This window comes from Caballeronia sp. HLA56, from assembly GCF_054655155.1.
Map to the genome: position 1 here is coordinate 2,645,533 of NZ_BAAHOB010000005.1, position 18,824 is coordinate 2,664,356.

The following is an 18,824-nucleotide window of genomic DNA, read 5'->3' on the forward strand; positions in this document are numbered from 1 at the left end:
TTCCATGGGCGATGCCAGAAGCAGGCACAATCGGCATATGAAAACCTCTCTGCACCGTACATGAGTCTGCTTTCGTCGCAACCCGCTCTCGCCTGGCCTTCGGGTCAGCAATCCGATCCGTTCATCGGCCTCGAATCGCTCGACGATCCCAAGGTGCAAATCTGGGTCGATGCCCAGAACCGCCGCACCGAAGCCGCATTCGGCAACACGCCCGAGGCGCGCGCCCTCGCCTCGCAGCTCGAAAAGTCGTACACTTCGAAGGACCGCATCGTCACATGCTCGCGCTATGGCGAGTGGGGCTACAACACGTGGCAGGACGAAGCGCATCCGCTTGGCATCGTGCGGCGCACGCCGTGGAGCGCGTGGCTCGCGGGCACGCCCGAGTGGCAGATCATCCTCGACGTCGACGCGCTCGATCTCAATACCGACGAAACCGACGACACGCGCTGGGCGCTCGCCGACTTCGACATGCTCTACCCGACTTACGATCGCGCGCTCGTCAGCTTGTCGCCCGGCGGCTCGGACGCGTGCATGGTCCGCGAGTTCGATATCGAAGCACGCAGCTTTATCGACGATGGCTTCGTGCTGCCGGATGTCGGCAAGCACGACATTTCGTGGATCGATCGCGATACCTGCTACGTCGGCTGGGACGACAGCAAGCACAACAAGAAACCCGCGTTGACGACATCGGGTTTTCCGCGCCAGGCGCGTCGCTGGAAGCGCGGCACGCCGCTCGCGGATGCACCCGTGGTGTTCGAGGGCCAGCGTCGCGATGTCTCGGCGGGCGCGGATTACGATCCGCTCGAAAAGCTGCATCTCGCCTCGCGCGCGGTCACGTTCTACGACACGCTGCACTTCTGGCTCGATGAAACCGCCAACGCGTGGCGTCAATACGATCTGCCGACGCACGTCGAAGTCGAGCACTGGAACGGCTGGCTGTTCGTCACGCCACGCGAAGCGTGGAAGACAGGCGGCGTGCGTCACGAAGGCGGGACCTTGCTCGTCATCCGCCGTGACGCGTTTCTCGAAGGCGCGCGCGATTTCACGGTGCTGTTCAAGCCGTCGGACAGGCGCGTGCTCGCGGGCATCGACTTCACGAAGCATTGGCTGATCGCAAGCCAAATGGACGACGGCACGCCGCGCGTCACGCTCCTCGCGCCGCCCGCCGATTACAAGACGGCGTGGAACGCGCGCGATTTCGCGCTGCCCGAAGCGAGCCAGTCTTACGTCGATTCCATCGACAGCGAACGGGACGACACGGTGCTCATTCACGTCGAGCATTTTCTGATGCCGCCGTCGCTCTACTTCGCGGACCTTGCGAGCGACGCGCCCTGGCAACTGCTCGCACGTTTGCCCGCGCAGTTCGACGCGAGCGGCATGTCGGCGGTGCGTCATCACGCGATCGCGAAAGATGGCGAGCGCATTCCGTACTGGCTGATCGGTCGTGGCGCGGATGTGTCGACCGATGCGCGGCCTTGCCTGCTCTACGGCTATGGCGGCTTCGAAGTCGCGCTCGATCCGCATTACGATTCGACCACTGGCATTGCGTGGCTCGCGCGCGGCGGGCTGTTGGCCGTCGCGAACATTCGCGGCGGCGGCGAGTTCGGGCCGCAATGGCATCAGGCGGCGCTGCGCGAAAAGCGGCAAGTCTCGTTCGACGACTTCATCGCGGTGGCTAAAGCGCTGGTCGCGAGCGGCGTGACCACGGCCAGGCAGCTCGGCATTCGCGGCGGCAGTAACGGCGGTTTGCTCACCGGCGCGTGCATGGTGCAGCGGCCCGAGCTTTTCGGCGCGGTGCTGTCGGAAGTGCCGCTGCTCGACATGGCGCGTTTTCATTTGCTGCTGCAAGGCGCATCGTGGATCGACGAATACGGCGACCCCGACGATGCCGACGACCTGCGTCATCTGCTGGCGTATTCGCCGTATCAGAACGTGAAGGCGGATGTCGATTATCCGGCGTCGTTGTTCACGTCATCGACGGCGGACGACCGCGTGCATCCCGGTCACGCGCGCAAGATGGCCGCGAAGATGCAGGCGCAAGGGCACGAAAACGTCTGGTATCAGGAAACCGGAGAAGGCGGACACGGCGCGGGCGTGGAGCCGGAAGCCGTGGCGCAGGCGGAAGCGGCGGCATTTACGTTCCTGGCGATGAAGCTTGGGCCGCTCGGGTGACAGGTCGAACCGTTGACGCGAGAACGAAGTCCGAAAACCTCGCCAGGCGGCGAGGTTTTTTAATCGCGCAATGCGCCTCAAACCTTGACCGGCGCGGCATGCGAACGAAGCACCAACGTACGCCCGAGAAAAGTCAGCACGCCGCAAACCCCGATTACGATGCCCATGCCATGCGGCGATACATCGTGGAACAACCCGACCGCAAGACTCGATAGCGCGCCGAGCGCAAGCTGCATCGCACCGAAGACAGCGGCGGCCGCGCCCGCGTTGCGCGGATAGCGGTGCATCAGTTCCGTCGTGCAGTTCGCCGCGAGCAGGCCAACCACGCCGACCACGAAGAACAGACATACGACGATCGACCACAGCCCGCCCCAACCCGTCAGCGAAACGAGCGCGACGGCGAGCGCCGCGATCACGCTGACGAAGGCCGCGCCGGAGATCATCTTCATCGCGCCGAGGCGGCCGACGAGCTTCGTATTCAACACGTTCCCGCCAATGATGCCGACGATATTCAGCCCGAACAGCAGCCCGTAATACTGCGGCTTCACATGGAAATAGTCGATGTAGACGAAGGGCGTCGCCGTGATGTACGCGAACATCGACGCGAACGCCATGCCGCCGCACATCATGTGGCCCCAGGTGACGGGGTCGCGCAACAAGTGCCCGTAAGCCGCGAACGAAGCGCCGAGCGCGGAGCCCGCGCGCTTTTCCTTCGGCCAGGTTTCGGGTACGCGCAGAAAAGCGGTGATGGAGCACGCCACGCCGAAGAGCGTGAGCGCGGCAAAGACCACGCGCCAACCGCCCAACAGCAGCAATTGCCCGCCGATCAACGGCGCGAGCAGCGGACCAATGGACGTAACGATGGACAGCATCGACAGCACGCGGGCGGCATCGGCGGGCGCGTGGGCGTCGCGGGCGATGGCGCGCGCGAGCACGGAAGCCGCGCCCGCACCGAGCGCCTGCAGGAAGCGCACGAAAACGAGGGCGTCGATGGACCACGCCACCGCGCACGCGACGCTCGCAAGCGCGTACAGCGCAATGCCGCCGAGCAGCACCGGCCGGCGTCCATAGGCGTCGGAAAGCGGGCCATAGAGCAACATGCCGAACGAGAAGCCGAACATGAAACTCGTGAGCGTGCTTTGCGCGGCGGCAGGCGTCGTGCCGAACGCGGCGGCGAGCGACGGCAGACTCGGCAGATACATGTCGATCGACAAGGGACCGCAGGCGGCGAGCGCGCCGAGCAACAGAATCAGCCGGCCATCGGGCCGGCGGGCAGTGGTGTCAGGCATTGGACTCGGAAAAGACGAAGGGTGCAGAGCGGATGCCGCGCGCGTGCTGCATCGGCGCCGGGCGAGGCCATTGTACGCGTCGATCCGCTAAGCTCCGGCTTTAAGCCATCCACTTATTCTCGTCAGACCCATGACCGCGTTTCTCCTGATCTGGAGCCCGAAGAAATGGCCGTGGCCCGAACTGCCCGACTGTGCGCGACGCGTGGCCGCAGGCGAAGCCGTCGCCGACGTCTGGGGCTGCGGCACCGCGCGCGGCCTCTTGCCGGGTGACCGCGTGTTCGTGCATCGCGTGACGCAGCAGCCGAAGGGCGTGTTCGCATCGGGTTATGTGACGCGCGCGCCCTACGAAGTGCCGGATGCGCACTCAAAGCGCGGATACCGGCTGTGCATCGATTTCGTGTACGACTGGCTCGTCGATGCGAACGAGCAAGTCGTCGTCACGCGCGACGAACTGCGCGCGCATCCGCTTTCCGTGCAGACGTGGGACGCGCAGAGTTCCGGCACGATCATCAAGCCGATGGCGGAAGGCGCGCTCGAAAAGCTGTGGACTGCGCGCACCGGGCGACGCGGGCGGCCGAACCCGCTCGAATATGACGACTCCGGTACAATTTGAAGCATGTTTTTCGCACCGGACCGCGCGTCGGCATCAACCGCGCGCCGCGCTTTTGCTACTTTGAACGGAGCGTCGAGTCCGTTGCGTATTTCGCATCCACAACCGTGCAGGCCTCAGCCATGTCCAAGAATCAAGCCCTCTTCGAACGCGCTCAGCAAACCATTCCCGGCGGCGTGAATTCGCCGGTGCGCGCGTTCCGCTCGGTCGGCGGCACGCCGCGCTTCATCGAGCGCGCGGAAGGCCCGTACTTCTGGGACGCCGAGGGCAAGCGCTATATCGACTACATCGGCTCGTGGGGCCCGATGATTCTCGGCCACGTGCATCCCGAAGTGCTCGACGCCGTGCAGCGCGTGCTCGCCCACGGTTTCTCCTTCGGCGCGCCGACGGAGGCGGAAATCGAGATCGCCGAGGAAATCTGCAAGCTCGTGCCGTCGATCGAACAGGTGCGCATGGTGTCGAGCGGCACCGAAGCGACCATGAGCGCGCTGCGTCTCGCGCGCGGCTTCACGGACCGCAGCCGCATCGTCAAGTTCGAGGGTTGCTATCACGGTCACGCGGACAGTTTGCTCGTGAAGGCGGGTTCGGGCCTGCTCACGTTCGGCAATCCGACTTCGGCGGGCGTGCCCGCGGATATCGCGAAGCACACCACCGTGCTCGAGTACAACAACGTCGAGCAACTGAACGAAGCCTTCGCGGCGTTCGGCGCGGACATCGCCTCGGTGATCGTGGAGCCGGTCGCGGGCAACATGAATCTCGTGCGCGCGACGCCCGAGTTCCTGAACGCACTGCGCGCGCGTTGCGACGAGTACGGCTCGGTCCTGATTTTCGACGAAGTGATGTGCGGCTTTCGCGTCGCGCTTGGCGGCGCGCAGCAGGTCTACGGCATCAAGCCCGACCTGACCTGCCTCGGCAAGGTGATCGGCGGCGGCATGCCGGCCGCGGCCTTCGGCGGGCGCCGGGACATCATGGCGCATCTCGCGCCGCTCGGCGGTGTGTATCAGGCAGGCACGCTGTCCGGCAATCCCATCGCGGTCGCGGCCGGGCTCAAGACCTTGCAGCTGATCCAGCGCCCCGGCTTCTACGACGACCTCGCGAAGCAGACGCGCAAGCTCGTCGATGGCCTGAGCGCCGCCGCGCGCGATGCCAAGGTGCCCTTCTCGGCCGACTCCATCGGCGGCATGTTCGGCCTTTACTTCGCCGAGCAGGTGCCGGTGAGCTTTGCCGAAGTCACGCAGGGCGACACGCGGCGCTTCAACGCGTTCTTCCACGCCATGCTCGATGCCGGCGTGTACTTCGCGCCATCGGCATTCGAAGCCGGTTTCGTCTCCAGCGCGCACGACGACGCCGTGATCGACGCAACCCTCGAAGCGGCGCGCGGCGCATTCGCGTCGCGCGCGGCTTGAACCTCGGGCGCGGCGACCGCGATGTTTTCGCAAACCGACTTCACGCACATGGAGCGCGCGCTCGCGCTCGCCTCGCGCGGCATGTACACGACAACGCCCAACCCGCGCGTCGGCTGCGTGCTGGTCAAGAACGGCGAAGTAATCGGCACGGGCTTCACGCAGCCGGCCGGTCTGGATCACGCCGAAGTCCGCGCGCTCAAGGACGCGCGATCGCGCGGCAAGGACCCGCGTGGCGCGACCGCTTACGTCACGCTCGAACCGTGCAGCCATTTCGGGCGCACGCCGCCGTGCGCTCAGGCGCTCATCGACGCACGCGTGGAAAAAGTGATCGCCGCGATGGAAGATCCGAACCCGACCGTCTCCGGGCGCGGTCTCGTGATGTTGCGCGATGCGGGCATCGACGTGCGCTGCGGTCTGCTCGCGCACGAGGCGCACGAGATGAACATCGGCTTCGTGTCGCGCATGACGCGGCGGCGGCCGTGGGTGCGCATGAAAGTGGCCGCGACGCTCGATGGCCGCACGGGTTTGCCCTCGGGCGAAAGCCAGTGGATCACGGGTGAGGACGCGCGTGCCGACGGCCACGCATGGCGCGCACGCGCCTGCGCCATCCTCACGGGCATAGGCACGGTGCGCGAGGACAACCCGCAACTGACCGTGCGCGCGGTCGAAACGCCGCGCCAGCCGCAGCGCGTTCTGATCGACAGCCGTCTGGACGTGCCGCTCGATGCACGCATGCTGGAAGGCCCGCCAGCGTGGATCTTCCATTCGGCCAACGCCGATCCCGCGCGCGTCGCGGCGTTGTGTGCGAAGGGCGCGGAGCTGATCGAACTGCCCAACGAACAGGGCAAGGTCGATCTGCCTGCCGTGCTCATCGCGCTTGCGGATCGCGGCATCAACGAATTGCACGTCGAAGCCGGGCACAAGCTCAATGGCTCGCTATTGCGCGAAGGCTGTGTCGATGAACTGCTGGTGTATCTCGCGCCAAGCCTTCTCGGCAGCGCGCCCGGCATGTTCGACTTCGCGCCGCCCGCCACGCTGGATGCGCGCGCGCATCTCAAGTTTCATCGTATAGACCGGCTCGGCGACGACTTGCGCATTCTTGCGCGTTTCGCCGAGGCAAATGTCACCACCGACGCCTGCTGATCCGCGTGGGTCCGGCCAAGTCAGCTCGTCAAGTTAAAGGAAGCAGTCGATGTTCACAGGAATTGTCAGCGCGGTAGGCCGTATCGACCAAGTCACGCCGCTTGGCGCGGAGCCGGAAGCGGGCGTGCGCCTGACGGTCACGGCAGGCGGTCTCGATCTCGCGGATGTCGAACTGGGCGACAGCATCGCCATTCAGGGCGCGTGCATGACGGTCATTGAAAAGACCGCGAATGCCTTCGATGTCGATGTCTCGCGCGAAAGCCTCAACAAGACGGTCGGACTCGGCCACGCGGGCGACGAAGTGAATCTGGAAAAGGCGTTGCGCGCGCATGACCGGCTGGGCGGTCACTTGGTTTCGGGCCATGTGGATGGCCTTGGCGAAGTGTCGCGTTTCGAACGCGTGGGCGAATCGCACGAATTGCGCGTCGTCGCGCCGAAGGAGATCGGCAAGTACCTGGCCTACAAGGGTTCGGTGACGGTAAATGGCGTGAGCCTCACGGTCAACTCGGTCAGCGACCGTGCCGATGGCTGCGAATTCTCCATCAACCTCATTCCGCATACCGTCGAAGTCACGACGCTCAAGGCGCTCAAGCCGGGCGTGAAGGTCAATTTGGAGATCGACCTGATCGCGCGCTATGTCGAGCGGATGATGAACGCGTCGTGATGCTTTCCGGTCTTGGCGCTTTGGCGCGGCGCGGCTCAGCGCTCGGGGCCCCAGATGTGATCGAAGTCGAAGGAGACTTCCTTGGTGTGGCGAATGGACGTGAGCAGCACCGTGTCGCCAATCAGAAGGTACAGAAGCACGTAGTCTTCGAACACGTGTTCGCGTAGTTCGGCGCGCTTCTTGGCTTCCTCGGTTTCTTCGATAAGTTCTTCGCAGGCCAGTATTGCCTGATAGGTATCGGGATCGGTGTTGAGGAAGACTCGGCCAATTGCCGGAAAGCGCTCGAGCAGAGGCTTTGCCTTTGTCTCCAGCGCTTCGAACATTCGCTCGAAGCTCTCCGGCAGGTCCAAACGAATCCAGTAGCGTTCGATATCCGCGATTCGAGTCTTGAATTTGCTCGAGATGCGGACCGTCGCACGCCTGCGTCCATCATTCGGCATCGGCATTGCTCCCTTGCTGCGCTTTTCTTTTGCGTTCCTCGCGCTCCGCGCGCAAGCGCGCCCGAGTGCGTGCGAAATACTCGCCCGCATCCTCCGTCGGCTCCCCTGCCTTCCACGCCGCGATTGCTTCCTTGGCGTCTTCCAGCAACAGCAAATGAATCCGCGCCCGCTCCGCGCGATAGTAGTGCTCCAGCTTCTCCGTGCTGATCAACGCGACGCTTGCTTCGCCGTTCTTCGTGATGATCTTGTCGGTGCCCTTCTGCACTTCGTCGATGAGCTCCGACAAATTCGCACGCGCCTGCGAAAGGGAGATGACGTCTTTGGGGGTAAAAGCCATTTTAGGCTCCGTGCTATTTAACGTACTCAACATGGTACAGAATTCACACTCGCAAAGGATAAGGAATTCGTATCATCTCAGGCCGCATGAGGCCGCGCCAGTCGTCCGGAAGGAATAGGAAAAATCGCCTGTGCAGGCGACGCCGCGATTTCACCGACTGTCCATCATCGGTGGCGTAAAATACGCCCTTTCCCAATCCGGACCCCTTCGGGACGCCATCATGCCGATCGCCACCACTCCAGAGATCATCGCTGAACTGAAAGCCGGGCGGATGGTGATCCTCGTCGACGAGGAAGACCGCGAAAACGAAGGCGACCTCCTCGTCGCAGCCGATTTCGTCACGCCGGAAGCGATCAATTTCATGGCGAAGCACGGTCGCGGCCTGATCTGCCTCACGCTCACGCAAGAGCGCTGCAAGCAACTGAATCTGCCGCTCATGACCCACCGCAACGGCACGCAGTACGGCACCGCGTTCACGGTCAGCATCGAGGCGGCCGAAGGCGTGACCACCGGCATTTCGGCTTCCGACCGCGCGCGCACGGTCGCGGCGGCGGTCGCGCACGACGCGCGCGCCGAGCACATCGTGCAGCCGGGCCACGTGTTCCCGATCATGGCGCAGCCAGGCGGCGTGCTCGTGCGTGCCGGCCACACGGAAGCCGGCTGCGATCTCACCGCGCTCGCGGGCCTCACGCCCGCATCCGTCATCTGCGAAATCATCAAGGACGACGGCGAGATGGCGCGCCTGCCCGACCTCATGGAATTCGCGGATCAGCACGGGCTCAAGATCGGCACCATCGCCGACCTGATCCACTACCGCAGCCGGACGGAATCCATCATCGAAAAGGTCGGCGAGCGCATCATGCAGACCGCTCACGGTTCTTTTCGCGCGGTGCTCTATCGCGACGAGCCGACGCGTTCGCCGCATATCGCGCTCGTGCGCGGCACGCCCTCGCCCGACCGCGAAACGCCGGTGCGCGTGCACGAGCCGCTTTCGGTGCTCGACTTGCTCGAGATCGATTCCTCCACGCATTCATGGACCATCGACGCGGCCATGAAGGAAATCGCCGCGCGCGATCTCGGCGCCATCGTCATGCTCAATTGCGGCGACACCAAGGAACAACTCGTGGACGTGTTCCGCGCGTTCGACGAGAAGGACAAGGCGCTCGAACTGAAGCGCCGTCCCATCGACTTCAAGACTTATGGCATCGGCGCGCAGATCTTGCGCGACCTGGGCGTCGGCAAGATGCAGGTGCTCGCGAATCCGCGCAAGCTCGGCAGCATGTCGGGCTACGGGCTCGAAGTGACCGGCTTCATCGCCATGCCCGGCTGCCCCGCGACCGCCGCGCCCGCGGACACGCCGGTCTCGCATCTGCGCTCTGCCTGAACGCATCAACTCATTCCAAACCAACGGAACTCATTCATGGAAATCGGACAATACCAGCCGAATCTCGACGGTGACGGTCTGCGCATCGGCATCGTGCAGTCGCGCTTCAACGAACCCGTGTGCAATGGCCTTGCCGATGCGTGCATCGAAGAGCTGGAACGCCTCGGCGTGATCGGCGAAGACGTGCTGCTCGTCACCGTGCCGGGCGCGCTCGAAATTCCGCTGGCGCTGCAAAAACTCGCGGAATCCGGCCAGTTCGACGCGCTGATCGCGCTCGGCGCCGTGGTGCGCGGCGAGACGTATCACTTCGAACTGGTTTCGAACGAAAGCGGCTCGGGCATTTCGCGCATTGCGCTCGACTTCGGCGTGCCGGTGGCGAACGCCGTGCTGACGACCGAAAACGACGAACAAGCCGTCGCGCGCATGACGGAAAAAGGCCGCGATGCGGCACGCGTGGCAGTTGAAATGGCGAATCTTTCCGTCGCGCTGGAACAGCTCGGCGGCGACGACGAAGAAGACGAAGACGAGGACCGCGCATGAAGAGCGCTCGACGCCGCTCGCGTGAACTCGCGACGCAAGGGCTTTATCAATGGCTGCTGTCGGGTGCGCCCGGCGGCGAGATCGACGCGCAGTTGCGCAATGCGCAGGGCTTCGACAAGGCCGACCATGAGCATCTGGATGCCATTCTGCACGGCGTGATCAAGGAAGCCGACGTGCTCTCCGAGCAGTTGCAGCCGTGTCTCGACCGGCCGATCGAGCAACTGTCGCCGGTGGAGCGCGCGGTTCTGCTGGTCGCCGCGTTCGAATTCAAGCATCACCTGGACATTCCGTATCGCGTGGTGATTAACGAGGCGGTCGAGCTGACCAAGACGTTCGGCGGTTCGGATGGCTACAAGTACGTGAACGGCGTGCTCGACAAGCTCGCGGTCGCCTTGCGTCCGACCGAGGCGCAGGCGCGCAGATGAATACCGCCACCGCGCCGCTGGTGCGGCTTGCGTCACGGGTCGACGCGATCGAGCCGTTCTACGTGATGGAGTTGATGAAGGACGCGCAGGCGCTGGAACGCGCGGGGCGCGACATCATCCATATGGGTATCGGCGAGCCGGATTTCACGGCGCCCGAACCGGTCACGCGCGCCGCCGCGGATGCCTTGCAGCGCGGCGTCACGCAATACACGAATGCGCTCGGCGTGACCGCGTTGCGCGAGGCGATCTCGCAGCACTATCGCGATGCGTTCGGCCTCACGGTCGACCCGCAGCGCATCGTGGTGACGGCGGGTGCATCGGCGGCGCTGTTGCTCGCGTGCATGACGCTCGTCGATCACGGCGACGAAGTGCTGATGCCCGACCCGTGCTATCCGTGCAACCGGCATTTCGTGTCGGCGGCGGACGGCAAGCCCGTGCTGATCCCAAGCGGCCCGGCCGAGCGCTTTCAGTTGACGGCGGCTCACGTCGAGGAATACTGGCGGCCGCAAACGCGCGGCGTATTGCTGGCGTCGCCGTCGAACCCGACGGGCACGTCCATCGCGCCGGATGAACTGAAGCGCATCGTGAATGCGGTGCGTGCGCGCGGCGGCTTTACGATCGTCGACGAGATCTATCAGGGCTTGAGCTACGACGCGAAGCCCATCTCGGCGCTCTCCTTCGGCGATGATGTCGTCACCGTAAACAGCTTTTCGAAATATTTCAGCATGACCGGCTGGCGGCTCGGCTGGCTGGTCGTGCCGCACGCAATGGTTCCGGCAGTCGAGAAGCTCTCGCAGAACCTTTTCATCTGCGCATCGGCGCTGGCGCAGCACGCGGCGCTCGCCTGCTTCGAGCCGGAGACAATCGCGATCTACGAAGCGCGCCGCCTCGAATTCAAGCGCCGGCGCGATTACATCGTGCCGGCGTTGCGTTCGCTGGGCTTTGGCGTGCCGGTCACGCCCGACGGCGCCTTCTACGTCTATGCGGACACGATGAGCGTCGCGCACCCCGCAGCCGGCCACAGTGGCACGCTTACGCAATCGATGCTTCACGATGCAGGCGTCGTGCTCGTACCAGGCGCCGATTTCGGCTTTCATGCGCCCGAGCGCTATATCCGGGTTTCGTACGCGACGGCGTACGCAAAACTGGAGGAAGCGGTTCATCGCCTGGGCTCGCTTTTCAGCCGATAAATTTGCAGCGAAGAAAAGCAAAAGGGCACCCGACGGTGCCCTTTTTTACGACTCGACGAAAAAAACTCAGGCGCCGAACTCGGCCGAAGCAACATGCTTCGCTTCACTATCGGTTTCGTCCTGCGATTCCGCTTTCTTCTGATTGTCGATGGTCGCATGCACGCGCTTGCCACCATCCGCCGTGGCGGCCGACGTAGAAGCGAGAACCTGCTTCGGCGCCGCCTGCACGGGCGCTTGGGGCGAGTTGATCGGCACATTGCGGCCACGCGCGACATCGCGCAGACGCGATCGCTCGGCCAGCACCTTCGCGCCGTACCCGCCATCGTCCTGCGTCGACGAACCCACGTAATAACGCAGACCGCCCGCGACCGAACCACCACGCGCGATACAGTCCTTCAGCACCAGCGCCCCGACCTTGATATTCGCGAGCGGATCGAGCGCCGCGTGCGAACCGCCGAAGTACTGGAACTTGTCGGAATGAACCTTCGACATCACCTGCATCAGACCCTGCGCGCCCACGCCGCTTTCCGCATACGGATTGAAGCCGGACTCGATCGCCATTACCGAAAGCAACAGCAACGGATCGAGGCCCACTTCGCGGCCGGTATCGAAGGCCGCGCGCACGAGTTCGCTGACCGGGTCCTGCGCCACGCGATAACGCCGCGCGATGAAGCTGGCGACGAGTTGCTGCTCACGCGTCGAGATGAGGACGCGGTCGTCGCGGGCATCGGCGACGACGCGTTGGGCGGGAATCAGACTCGCGAGCATGCCGACGGAGGGCATGGTGCGCGGATCGAGCCCGTTAGGCGATACGGCGAGGCTGATGCCGCCCGTAAGCTGGCGGGCGCTGGCGTCGTCGTAGGTCGCGGCGCCGAGCGACGGAGCGGCGGTTGCGGGCACTTCGCGCGCATCCGCAGCCCGTGCTTTCGACACGAGATTGACAGCCAGATTCGACTCGACCGGCGGCCGATGCACCGCCGCGAACGGCGGCAGCGGCTGCCCCGCGAGCAAACGAGCCGGACCGGCCTGCACGGCTGCCGAAACGAACGGCATGATTCGTGCGGCGAAGGTCGTACGCCAGGAAGGCAGAAGCCAAAGTGCGAAAGCCGTGATGACGGCGGCGCCGCCGACGAGGCTGAAGAGATGCTGACTCAAACGGCGTCCGCGACGCAGCGCAATGCGCACGATCTGCGCTGCGCGGGTGTCGGAACCCCAGAAAACCGAAGCGTTCATCTATGCTCCCAATGTTGCTTGATTTAACGCAGATGAATACGAATAAAACGCGAATTCAATGCGTAAATCAGACACCGCTCGCTCTCGGCAAGCACAAACGGCATCGGGGAAACGGCATGGAGCCGTCTGGAAAGCCGCCGGTTAAAAAGTTGACCGGAGTGCGCGGCACGAACTGCATGCCATGAATGCGCAGAGGCTTTCCACGCGAAAAACCGGCGCTGGTAACGCCGGCCGTGACAACCAACAGCCATGAATCGCCGGGCAGGTTCGGCGCAGGCGACGCATGTGCGTCTGAAAGACCTGAGGCAGCGGTAAAAAGTTTCAAAACCCGCAAAGGATGGCAAAGGATTCTAGCAGGCTTTAATCATCCGTCAATGCTATAGACTTCCGTTTCAATTACTTACAGTAATAACGAACAGTGTTCAGTTGCCGTAAACCGCGCCAGTTGGGGCATTGGAAGCGGAATTTGCGGAATGTCTCCGAACGCACCGACGCGAGCGCATGTAAAATCGACAATCGTCTGGCGCGCAGCCGTCCCGCCCTTCTGGGCCGTCCTCGAGTCCCTTTCTGATCATCGATGAAATACAAAGATCTGCGCGACTTCACCGCCCGCCTCGAAGCGCTAGGTGAACTGCGCCGTGTTCGGCAGCCCGTTTCCCCCGTTCTCGAAATCACCGAAATTTCCGATCGCGTATTGCGCGCGGGCGGCCCCGCCCTGTTGTTCGAAACGCCAACGGGACATTCCATGCCCGTGCTTGCGAACCTCTTTGGCACGACGCGCCGGGTGGCGCTCGGCATGGGTATCGAAACGCAAGCGCAGAGCGGCAACGATACGGCCCTCGGCAGCGACACCGCCGCGCTCGGCTCGCTGCGCGATGTCGGCCGGCTACTCTCGGCGCTCAAGGAGCCCGAGCCGCCCAAGGGTTTGAAGGACGCGGGCAAGCTGTTGTCGCTTGCCAAGGCGGTTTGGGACATGGCGCCGAAATCGGTGAATTCGCCGCCTTGCCAGGAAATAGTTTGGGAAGGCAACGATGTCGATCTCGCGCGCTTGCCGATCCAAACCTGCTGGCCCGGCGACGCCGGCCCGCTGCTCACCTGGGGCCTCACCGTCACGCGCGGCCCCAACAAGTCGCGGCAGAATCTCGGCATTTATCGGCAACAGCTGATCGGGCGCAACAAACTCATCATGCGATGGCTCGCTCATCGCGGCGGCGCGCTCGACTTTCGCGAATTCGCGCTTGCCAATCCCGGCAAGCCGTATCCCGTGGCGGTCGTGCTCGGCGCCGATCCCGCGACGATCCTCGGCGCCGTCACGCCGGTGCCCGATTCGTTGTCCGAGTATCAGTTCGCGGGGCTGCTGCGCGGCTCTCGCACTGAACTGGCGAAGTGCCTGACGCCTGGCGTCGATACGCTGCAAGTACCGGCGCGCGCGGAGATCGTGCTCGAAGGCTTCATCCATCCGCAAGACGGCGTGCCGCCGCCTGCGCCCGCGGGCGCGCCGCCGCGTCCGTCCGCGGGGGCATCCGCGAAATACGAACACGCGCTCGAAGGTCCGTACGGCGATCACACCGGCTACTACAACGAACAGGAGTGGTTCCCGGTCTTCACCGTCGAAAAGATCACCATGCGGCGCGACGCCCTCTTCCATTCGACCTATACCGGCAAGCCGCCCGACGAACCGGCCGTGCTCGGCGTCGCGCTCAACGAAGTCTTCGTGCCGCTCCTCCAGAAGCAGTTCACCGAGATCACGGACTTCTATCTGCCGCCAGAAGGCTGCAGTTATCGCATGGCCATCGTGCAGATGAAGAAGAGCTATCCCGGCCACGCCAAGCGCGTGATGTTCGGCGTATGGAGTTTCCTGCGGCAGTTCATGTACACGAAGTTCATCGTCGTGGTCGATGAAGACGTGAACGTGCGCGACTGGAAGGAAGTCATCTGGGCGATCACGACGCGAGTGGACCCCGTGCGCGATACCGTGCTCGTGGACAACACGCCGATCGACTATCTCGACTTCGCGTCACCCGTGGCGGGGCTCGGCTCGAAGATGGGACTCGACGCGACCAACAAATGGCCCGGCGAGACCACGCGCGAATGGGGCCGCCCGATTGTCATGGACGAAGCCGTCAAGCGCCGCGTCGATACGTTGTGGAGCGAACTCGGCCTCGACACGTCGCCATCGGCGAGAAAAGCATGATCGGGGCGACGGTTTTTCGTGGCGATGTCATCGAGAACACGCATGCGGCGCATGTCGCGGTGGTCGATGCATCCGGGCGCGTGCTGCATTCGTTCGGCGATCCATATCGCGTGACCTTGCCGCGCTCGGCGGCGAAACCCGCGCAGGCGTTGGCCGTGCTCGAAACCGGCGCGCTCGAACGCTTCGGCTTCAGCGAAGAAGATCTGGCGCTGATGTGCGCGTCGCATAACAGCGAGCCGCGTCATATCGAGCGCGCGCAGGCGATGCTCGCGAAAGCCGAAGCAAGCGAAGCCGATCTTCGCTGCGGCGGCCATCCGCCCATTTCCGATGCCGTCTTCCGCGACTGGATCAAACGCGATTTCACGCCGACGCCCGTGTGCAGCAATTGTTCCGGCAAGCACGCCGGCATGCTGGCCGGCGCGCGCGCCATGAATGCGCCGCTCGACGGTTATCATCTGCCCGCGCATCCGCTGCAGGCGTGGGTCAAGCGGACGATGGCGCGCGTCGTTGATCTCGCCGACGACGAAGTGCAATGGGCCATCGACGGCTGCAATCTGCCAACGCCCGCCTTCCCGCTCGATCGCCTCGCGCGGCTCTTCGCAAAGATCGCCGATGCGCCGGACGGTACGCCGCTCGCGCGTATCTACGAGGCGATGACGGCGCATCCCGAACTCGTCGCCGGCGAAGGCCGCTTCTGTACGCTGCTGATGCAAACCTTCGGCGGCACGCTCGTCGGCAAGACCGGCGCGGACGCGTGCTACGCCATTGGCGTGCGGCGCCCCGAAGGCACACTCGGCATCGCGGTGAAGGTGGAAGACGGCAACACCGGCGTGCTCAACGCGGTCGTCGTGCATGTACTCGAACGGCTTGGCATAGGCACGGACGAGCAGCTTGGCGCGCTCGCACGCTTTCGCCACCCGCCAATGCGCAACACGGTCGGCGTACCGACCGGCCGCCTCGACATCCACTTCGCGCTACGCGATCACTAAAAAAAAGACGATGCACTCGTGGTCCCTGCTGTCCGACGGCTTCTTTTTGTCGTTGTCGCTGTGTCTGGATATTGGCATTGCCAATGTCGCGATCATTTCGCTCGTGCTGTCGCACGGCTTCAAACCAGGATTCGTGCTCGGCCTCGGGACATGTTTCGGCGATCTCTTCTACGCGGCGCTCGCGCTGGCCGGCATGTCGGCGCTTCTGCAATTCGCGGCCGTGCGATGGGTCGTGTGGATCGGCGGGGCGATCGTGCTTCTGTTCCTCACGTGGAAGATGGCGCGCGAGGCGCTGAATCCCGCATCCGCGCCGCCTGTCGAAGGCGAAGCTGACGACCGTCTGCCACGCCAAAGTCATGCGAAGAGTTTCGTGCGTGGCTGTTTGCTCGCGGTGTCGTCGCCAAGTGCGATTCTCTGGTTCGCGGCCGTGGGCGGCGCGTTGATCGCCAAGGCCGGCGCGACCAGCGCGATGAGCGCGTCCGTGTTCCTGATCGGCTTCTTTTGCGGCGGGCTCGGCTGGACACTCTTCGTCTGCACGCTGGCGAGCCACGGCCGCAAGCGCGCGGGCACGAGCCTGCTGCGCGCGTGTCACGTGCTTTCGGCCGTGCTATTCGCTTATTTCGCGTACAGCGTGATCGTCAATGGTTACCGCGATCTGATCGTGCACGCGCCGGTTTGAGCGGCGCGTGCCTTTCGCGCGATGAGCGAGCCCACGTCAGGCGACGAACTCCGCCAGACGCGCCAGATCGACGTTGCCGCCGCTCACGATCACACCCACGCGCTTGCCTTCCACCGGCACCACTTTTTGCAACACCGCCGCGGCGGCCAGACAGCCGGTCGGCTCGACGACCATCTTCATGCGTTGCGCGAAAAAGCGCAGCGTGTCGATCAACTGGGCGTCGCTCACGGTGACGATGCTGTCCACATGACGCTGGATGATCGGGAAGTTGTATTCGCCGACATGCGTGGAAGCGGCGCCATCGGCGATCGTGCGCGGCACTTCGATATGCACGATCTCGCCGCGCGCGAGTGACTGCTGCGCGTCGTTGCCCGCTTCCGGCTCAACGCCGATCACCTTGCACGACGGGCTGAGCGCGGCAGCGGCGAGAGCGCATCCGCCGATCAGCCCGCCGCCGCCGAGGCAGACGAACAGGTAATCCAGCGGTCCGGTTTCTTCGATCAATTCCTTTGCCGCCGTGCCCTGCCCCGCGATCACATGTGGATGATCGTATGGCGGGATCAGGGTCATGCCGCGTTCCTCTGCGAGCGCGCGGCCGATTTCCTCGCGGTTCTGCGTATAGCGATCGTAGGTGATCACTTCGCCGCCATAGCCGCGCGTCGCGGCCATCTTCGCGGCAGGCGCGTCTTCGGGCATGACGATGGTCGCGCGGATGCCCGCGAGCTTCGCCGACAACGCGATGGCCTGCGCATGATTGCCCGACGAGTACGTGATAACGCCGGCTTTGCGCTGGGCATCGTCGAAATGGGACAACGCGTTATAGGCGCCGCGAAACTTGAACGCGCCCATGCGCTGGAAGTTTTCGCATTTGAAGAAGAGCGACGCGCCCGACATGGCGTCGGCCGTGGTGGACGTGAGAACCGGCGTGCGATGCGCGACGCCTGCGATGCGGCGAGCGGCATCGGCGACGTCTTCGAAGGTAGGTGCAGGAAGTGAGGACATGGGACGAGGACGAGGGGTGAGGAGAGCCGTCATTGTCCCAGTTATGACGCGCTTCTGAAAAGCGATGCCGCAATGAAAAAAGCGATGCAGGTCCGCTTGGGGACATGCATCGCCAGGAGATTCGACAGCCGAATTGTCGATTAGCGGTGCCAGTAGCCCGGACCGCCACGATAGTAGCCGGGACCGCCCCGGTAGTAGCCGTGATGATAGTAAGGGCGACCGTAGTAGCCGTAACCATAACTTCCGACGACGACCGGAGGCGGCGGCGCATAGACCACGGGCGGCGGCGGCGCAACATACACCGGCTGCTGCGGCGCCACGTACACCGGCGCGGGCGGCGCGACATAAACCGGCGGCGGCGGCGCCTGATAAACCGGATACGCGGGAACTCCGATCCCGATGCCCACCGAAACATGCGCCTGTGCAGCGCCGGCAATGCCGACACCCAGCGCCCCTGCAACCATCCAATAAGCGAACCTTTTCACCTTCGTTCTCCTCGCCGCCTGCTGCCGATCCGTACGGCACGACAAGCGACGGTATGGCTTCAATCTATCGAAAAAGGCCAAATGCCGCTGGAACCATATGTTGCAAATTGCAAGTTTTCTTACGCTTCTGGAAAGGCTTGAACATGCTCGCCAACGCAAGTCGGCCGTCCGGCGTGCCTTTCGATCAGCAAAAGTTCTGCGACCGGACTTCCGCCGCCCAGCAAGTAACGACATTTACAAGTGCAAAGAAAAGCCCCGCCGGGCAATCGATCAGGCGGGGCTTTGCAAACACAAGGTTCGAATAGCGACGACGCTTCAACCCACCTTCACATAAGCGAATTCGCGCGAGACATTCGGCGGCACATATGCCCCGCTGATGACCACCCGGGGCGTTAGACGCTTTTTCTGATCCCACCAGCGACGCCGCTGGGCCTGGCTCAAGAATCGCAGATGTTTTCGATAAGAGAAAATGCTCACAGCGACCTCCGAACGTAGCGATTAAGCCTCACGGAAAACCGTGCGCTTTCTCGCGCCACCGTTTTCCCTGTTGATCCGTCTTTTCTTTAGTATTCGCGCCCTGTCCGTGCATCAATGTGCGGGATAGAACCCAAGCCTTTCGATCGGTGTGTGTTGAACCACATT

Annotated in this window: 18 protein-coding genes; 12 read left to right on the plus strand and 6 right to left on the minus strand. The window is 63.8% G+C overall.

Annotation, left to right across the window (positions count from 1 at the left end; genetic code table 11):
- Nucleotides 1–60 precede the first annotated feature (60 nt).
- On the plus strand, nt 61–2,172 hold the full coding sequence (locus ACYQ47_RS31935) for a prolyl oligopeptidase family serine peptidase (protein ID WP_459908788.1): 2,112 nt from the start codon (nt 61–63) through the stop codon (nt 2,170–2,172).
- Nucleotides 2,173–2,249: 77 nt separating this feature from the next.
- On the opposite strand, the gene ACYQ47_RS31940 is transcribed toward ACYQ47_RS31935, so the two are convergent.
- The gene (locus ACYQ47_RS31940; protein WP_250463959.1) at nt 2,250–3,461 is read right to left on the minus strand and encodes a Bcr/CflA family multidrug efflux MFS transporter; all 1,212 of its coding nucleotides are present in this window, start codon (nt 3,459–3,461) and stop codon (nt 2,250–2,252) included.
- A 130-nt stretch (nt 3,462–3,591) separates the two neighbouring features.
- Here ACYQ47_RS31940 and ACYQ47_RS31945 point away from each other — a divergent pair, with 130 nt between their 5' ends.
- From ACYQ47_RS31945 to ACYQ47_RS31960, 4 genes are all read left to right on the plus strand, one after another.
- Nucleotides 3,592–4,074 carry a hypothetical protein gene (locus tag ACYQ47_RS31945; RefSeq protein ID WP_244827427.1) on the plus strand — a complete coding sequence of 161 codons (483 nt, stop codon included), beginning with the start codon at nt 3,592–3,594 and terminating at the stop codon, nt 4,072–4,074.
- 119 nt (nt 4,075–4,193) lie between these two features.
- Nucleotides 4,194–5,477, plus strand: coding sequence for a glutamate-1-semialdehyde 2,1-aminomutase (gene hemL / locus ACYQ47_RS31950; RefSeq protein ID WP_459908790.1), 1,284 nt, complete (start codon nt 4,194–4,196; stop codon nt 5,475–5,477).
- 21 nt (nt 5,478–5,498) lie between these two features.
- Nucleotides 5,499–6,620, plus strand: coding sequence for a bifunctional diaminohydroxyphosphoribosylaminopyrimidine deaminase/5-amino-6-(5-phosphoribosylamino)uracil reductase RibD (ribD, locus tag ACYQ47_RS31955; RefSeq protein ID WP_459908792.1), 1,122 nt, complete (start codon nt 5,499–5,501; stop codon nt 6,618–6,620).
- A 49-nt stretch (nt 6,621–6,669) separates the two neighbouring features.
- Nucleotides 6,670–7,284 (plus strand): riboflavin synthase, encoded by a 615-nt coding sequence (locus tag ACYQ47_RS31960; RefSeq protein WP_244827424.1) that lies wholly within the window; start codon nt 6,670–6,672, stop codon nt 7,282–7,284.
- Between the two features lie 35 nt (nt 7,285–7,319).
- Here the strand turns inward: ACYQ47_RS31960 and ACYQ47_RS31965 are convergent, their stop codons facing one another.
- Together ACYQ47_RS31965 and ACYQ47_RS31970 are read right to left on the minus strand one after the other, a co-directional pair.
- Complete coding sequence (locus ACYQ47_RS31965; RefSeq protein WP_250492032.1) at nt 7,320–7,724, minus strand: hypothetical protein; 405 nt, start codon at nt 7,722–7,724, stop codon at nt 7,320–7,322.
- The gene (locus tag ACYQ47_RS31970) at nt 7,714–8,061 is read right to left on the minus strand and encodes a type II toxin-antitoxin system Phd/YefM family antitoxin (RefSeq protein WP_459908795.1); all 348 of its coding nucleotides are present in this window, start codon (nt 8,059–8,061) and stop codon (nt 7,714–7,716) included. The genes ACYQ47_RS31965 and ACYQ47_RS31970 overlap by 11 nt, the downstream gene beginning before the upstream one ends.
- 220 nt (nt 8,062–8,281) lie before the next feature.
- On the opposite strand from ACYQ47_RS31970, the gene ribBA reads away from it, so the two are divergent.
- From ribBA to ACYQ47_RS31990, 4 genes are read left to right on the plus strand one after another with little or no spacing between them, the layout of a single operon-like run.
- Entirely contained in the window at nt 8,282–9,445 is a 1,164-nt protein-coding gene (gene ribBA, locus ACYQ47_RS31975; protein ID WP_244827421.1) for a bifunctional 3,4-dihydroxy-2-butanone-4-phosphate synthase/GTP cyclohydrolase II, read from the plus strand.
- A 36-nt stretch (nt 9,446–9,481) separates the two neighbouring features.
- A complete protein-coding gene (gene ribH / locus ACYQ47_RS31980; protein WP_244827420.1) occupies nt 9,482–9,985 on the plus strand; it encodes a 6,7-dimethyl-8-ribityllumazine synthase in 504 nt (167 codons plus the stop codon).
- Nucleotides 9,982–10,410 (plus strand): transcription antitermination factor NusB, encoded by a 429-nt coding sequence (gene nusB, locus ACYQ47_RS31985; protein WP_244827419.1) that lies wholly within the window; start codon nt 9,982–9,984, stop codon nt 10,408–10,410. The genes ribH and nusB overlap by 4 nt, the downstream gene beginning before the upstream one ends.
- Nucleotides 10,407–11,600, plus strand: coding sequence for a pyridoxal phosphate-dependent aminotransferase (locus ACYQ47_RS31990; protein WP_459908798.1), 1,194 nt, complete (start codon nt 10,407–10,409; stop codon nt 11,598–11,600). Before nusB ends, ACYQ47_RS31990 begins: the two co-directional genes overlap by 4 nt.
- Nucleotides 11,601–11,666: 66 nt before the next feature.
- On the opposite strand, the gene ACYQ47_RS31995 is transcribed toward ACYQ47_RS31990, so the two are convergent.
- Nucleotides 11,667–12,833: a lytic transglycosylase domain-containing protein gene (locus tag ACYQ47_RS31995; RefSeq protein WP_250525570.1), complete on the minus strand. Its 1,167-nt coding sequence runs from the start codon at nt 12,831–12,833 to the stop codon at nt 11,667–11,669.
- Nucleotides 12,834–13,410: 577 nt separating this feature from the next.
- Between ACYQ47_RS31995 and ACYQ47_RS32000 the strand changes: the two genes are divergently transcribed.
- Genes ACYQ47_RS32000 through ACYQ47_RS32010 form a run of 3 tightly spaced genes read left to right on the plus strand, consistent with a single transcriptional unit; the run spans nt 13,411 to nt 16,695 of the window.
- Complete coding sequence (locus ACYQ47_RS32000) at nt 13,411–15,027, plus strand: UbiD family decarboxylase (RefSeq protein ID WP_250463947.1); 1,617 nt, start codon at nt 13,411–13,413, stop codon at nt 15,025–15,027.
- Complete coding sequence (locus tag ACYQ47_RS32005; RefSeq protein ID WP_459908801.1) at nt 15,024–16,016, plus strand: asparaginase; 993 nt, start codon at nt 15,024–15,026, stop codon at nt 16,014–16,016. The genes ACYQ47_RS32000 and ACYQ47_RS32005 overlap by 4 nt, the downstream gene beginning before the upstream one ends.
- Before the next feature lie 10 nt (nt 16,017–16,026).
- Complete coding sequence (locus ACYQ47_RS32010) at nt 16,027–16,695, plus strand: LysE family translocator (protein WP_250492027.1); 669 nt, start codon at nt 16,027–16,029, stop codon at nt 16,693–16,695.
- A gap of 36 nt (nt 16,696–16,731) precedes the next feature.
- Here ACYQ47_RS32010 and ACYQ47_RS32015 read toward each other — a convergent pair whose 3' ends face one another.
- Nucleotides 16,732–17,697 carry a threo-3-hydroxy-L-aspartate ammonia-lyase gene (locus tag ACYQ47_RS32015; protein WP_250525567.1) on the minus strand — a complete coding sequence of 322 codons (966 nt, stop codon included), beginning with the start codon at nt 17,695–17,697 and terminating at the stop codon, nt 16,732–16,734.
- Nucleotides 17,698–17,837: 140 nt separating this feature from the next.
- Nucleotides 17,838–18,161, minus strand: coding sequence for a hypothetical protein (locus tag ACYQ47_RS32020; RefSeq protein WP_284503767.1), 324 nt, complete (start codon nt 18,159–18,161; stop codon nt 17,838–17,840).
- Between the last annotated feature and the right edge of the window lie 663 nt (nt 18,162–18,824).

Excerpts from the sequence above, each read along its gene's own strand:
- ribD (WP_459908792.1), top strand. The coding sequence starts at position 5,499 with ATGTTTTCGCAAACCGACTTCACGCACATGGAGCGCGCGCTCGCGCTC.
- hemL (WP_459908790.1), top strand. The coding sequence starts at position 4,194 with ATGTCCAAGAATCAAGCCCTCTTCGAACGCGCTCAGCAAACCATTCCC.
- ACYQ47_RS32015 (WP_250525567.1), bottom strand. The coding sequence starts at position 17,697 with ATGTCCTCACTTCCTGCACCTACCTTCGAAGACGTCGCCGATGCCGCT.
- ACYQ47_RS32020 (WP_284503767.1), bottom strand. The coding sequence starts at position 18,161 with ATGGTTGCAGGGGCGCTGGGTGTCGGCATTGCCGGCGCTGCACAGGCG.
- ACYQ47_RS32005 (WP_459908801.1), top strand. The coding sequence starts at position 15,024 with ATGATCGGGGCGACGGTTTTTCGTGGCGATGTCATCGAGAACACGCAT.
- ACYQ47_RS31970 (WP_459908795.1), bottom strand. The coding sequence starts at position 8,061 with ATGGCTTTTACCCCCAAAGACGTCATCTCCCTTTCGCAGGCGCGTGCG.
- nusB (WP_244827419.1), top strand. The coding sequence starts at position 9,982 with ATGAAGAGCGCTCGACGCCGCTCGCGTGAACTCGCGACGCAAGGGCTT.
- ACYQ47_RS31965 (WP_250492032.1), bottom strand. The coding sequence starts at position 7,724 with ATGCCGAATGATGGACGCAGGCGTGCGACGGTCCGCATCTCGAGCAAA.
- ACYQ47_RS31935 (WP_459908788.1), top strand. The coding sequence starts at position 61 with ATGAGTCTGCTTTCGTCGCAACCCGCTCTCGCCTGGCCTTCGGGTCAG.
- ribBA (WP_244827421.1), top strand. The coding sequence starts at position 8,282 with ATGCCGATCGCCACCACTCCAGAGATCATCGCTGAACTGAAAGCCGGG.
- ACYQ47_RS32010 (WP_250492027.1), top strand. The coding sequence starts at position 16,027 with ATGCACTCGTGGTCCCTGCTGTCCGACGGCTTCTTTTTGTCGTTGTCG.
- ribH (WP_244827420.1), top strand. The coding sequence starts at position 9,482 with ATGGAAATCGGACAATACCAGCCGAATCTCGACGGTGACGGTCTGCGC.
- ACYQ47_RS31960 (WP_244827424.1), top strand. The coding sequence starts at position 6,670 with ATGTTCACAGGAATTGTCAGCGCGGTAGGCCGTATCGACCAAGTCACG.
- ACYQ47_RS32000 (WP_250463947.1), top strand. The coding sequence starts at position 13,411 with ATGAAATACAAAGATCTGCGCGACTTCACCGCCCGCCTCGAAGCGCTA.
- ACYQ47_RS31945 (WP_244827427.1), top strand. The coding sequence starts at position 3,592 with ATGACCGCGTTTCTCCTGATCTGGAGCCCGAAGAAATGGCCGTGGCCC.
- ACYQ47_RS31940 (WP_250463959.1), bottom strand. The coding sequence starts at position 3,461 with ATGCCTGACACCACTGCCCGCCGGCCCGATGGCCGGCTGATTCTGTTG.
- ACYQ47_RS31990 (WP_459908798.1), top strand. The coding sequence starts at position 10,407 with ATGAATACCGCCACCGCGCCGCTGGTGCGGCTTGCGTCACGGGTCGAC.
- ACYQ47_RS31995 (WP_250525570.1), bottom strand. The coding sequence starts at position 12,833 with ATGAACGCTTCGGTTTTCTGGGGTTCCGACACCCGCGCAGCGCAGATC.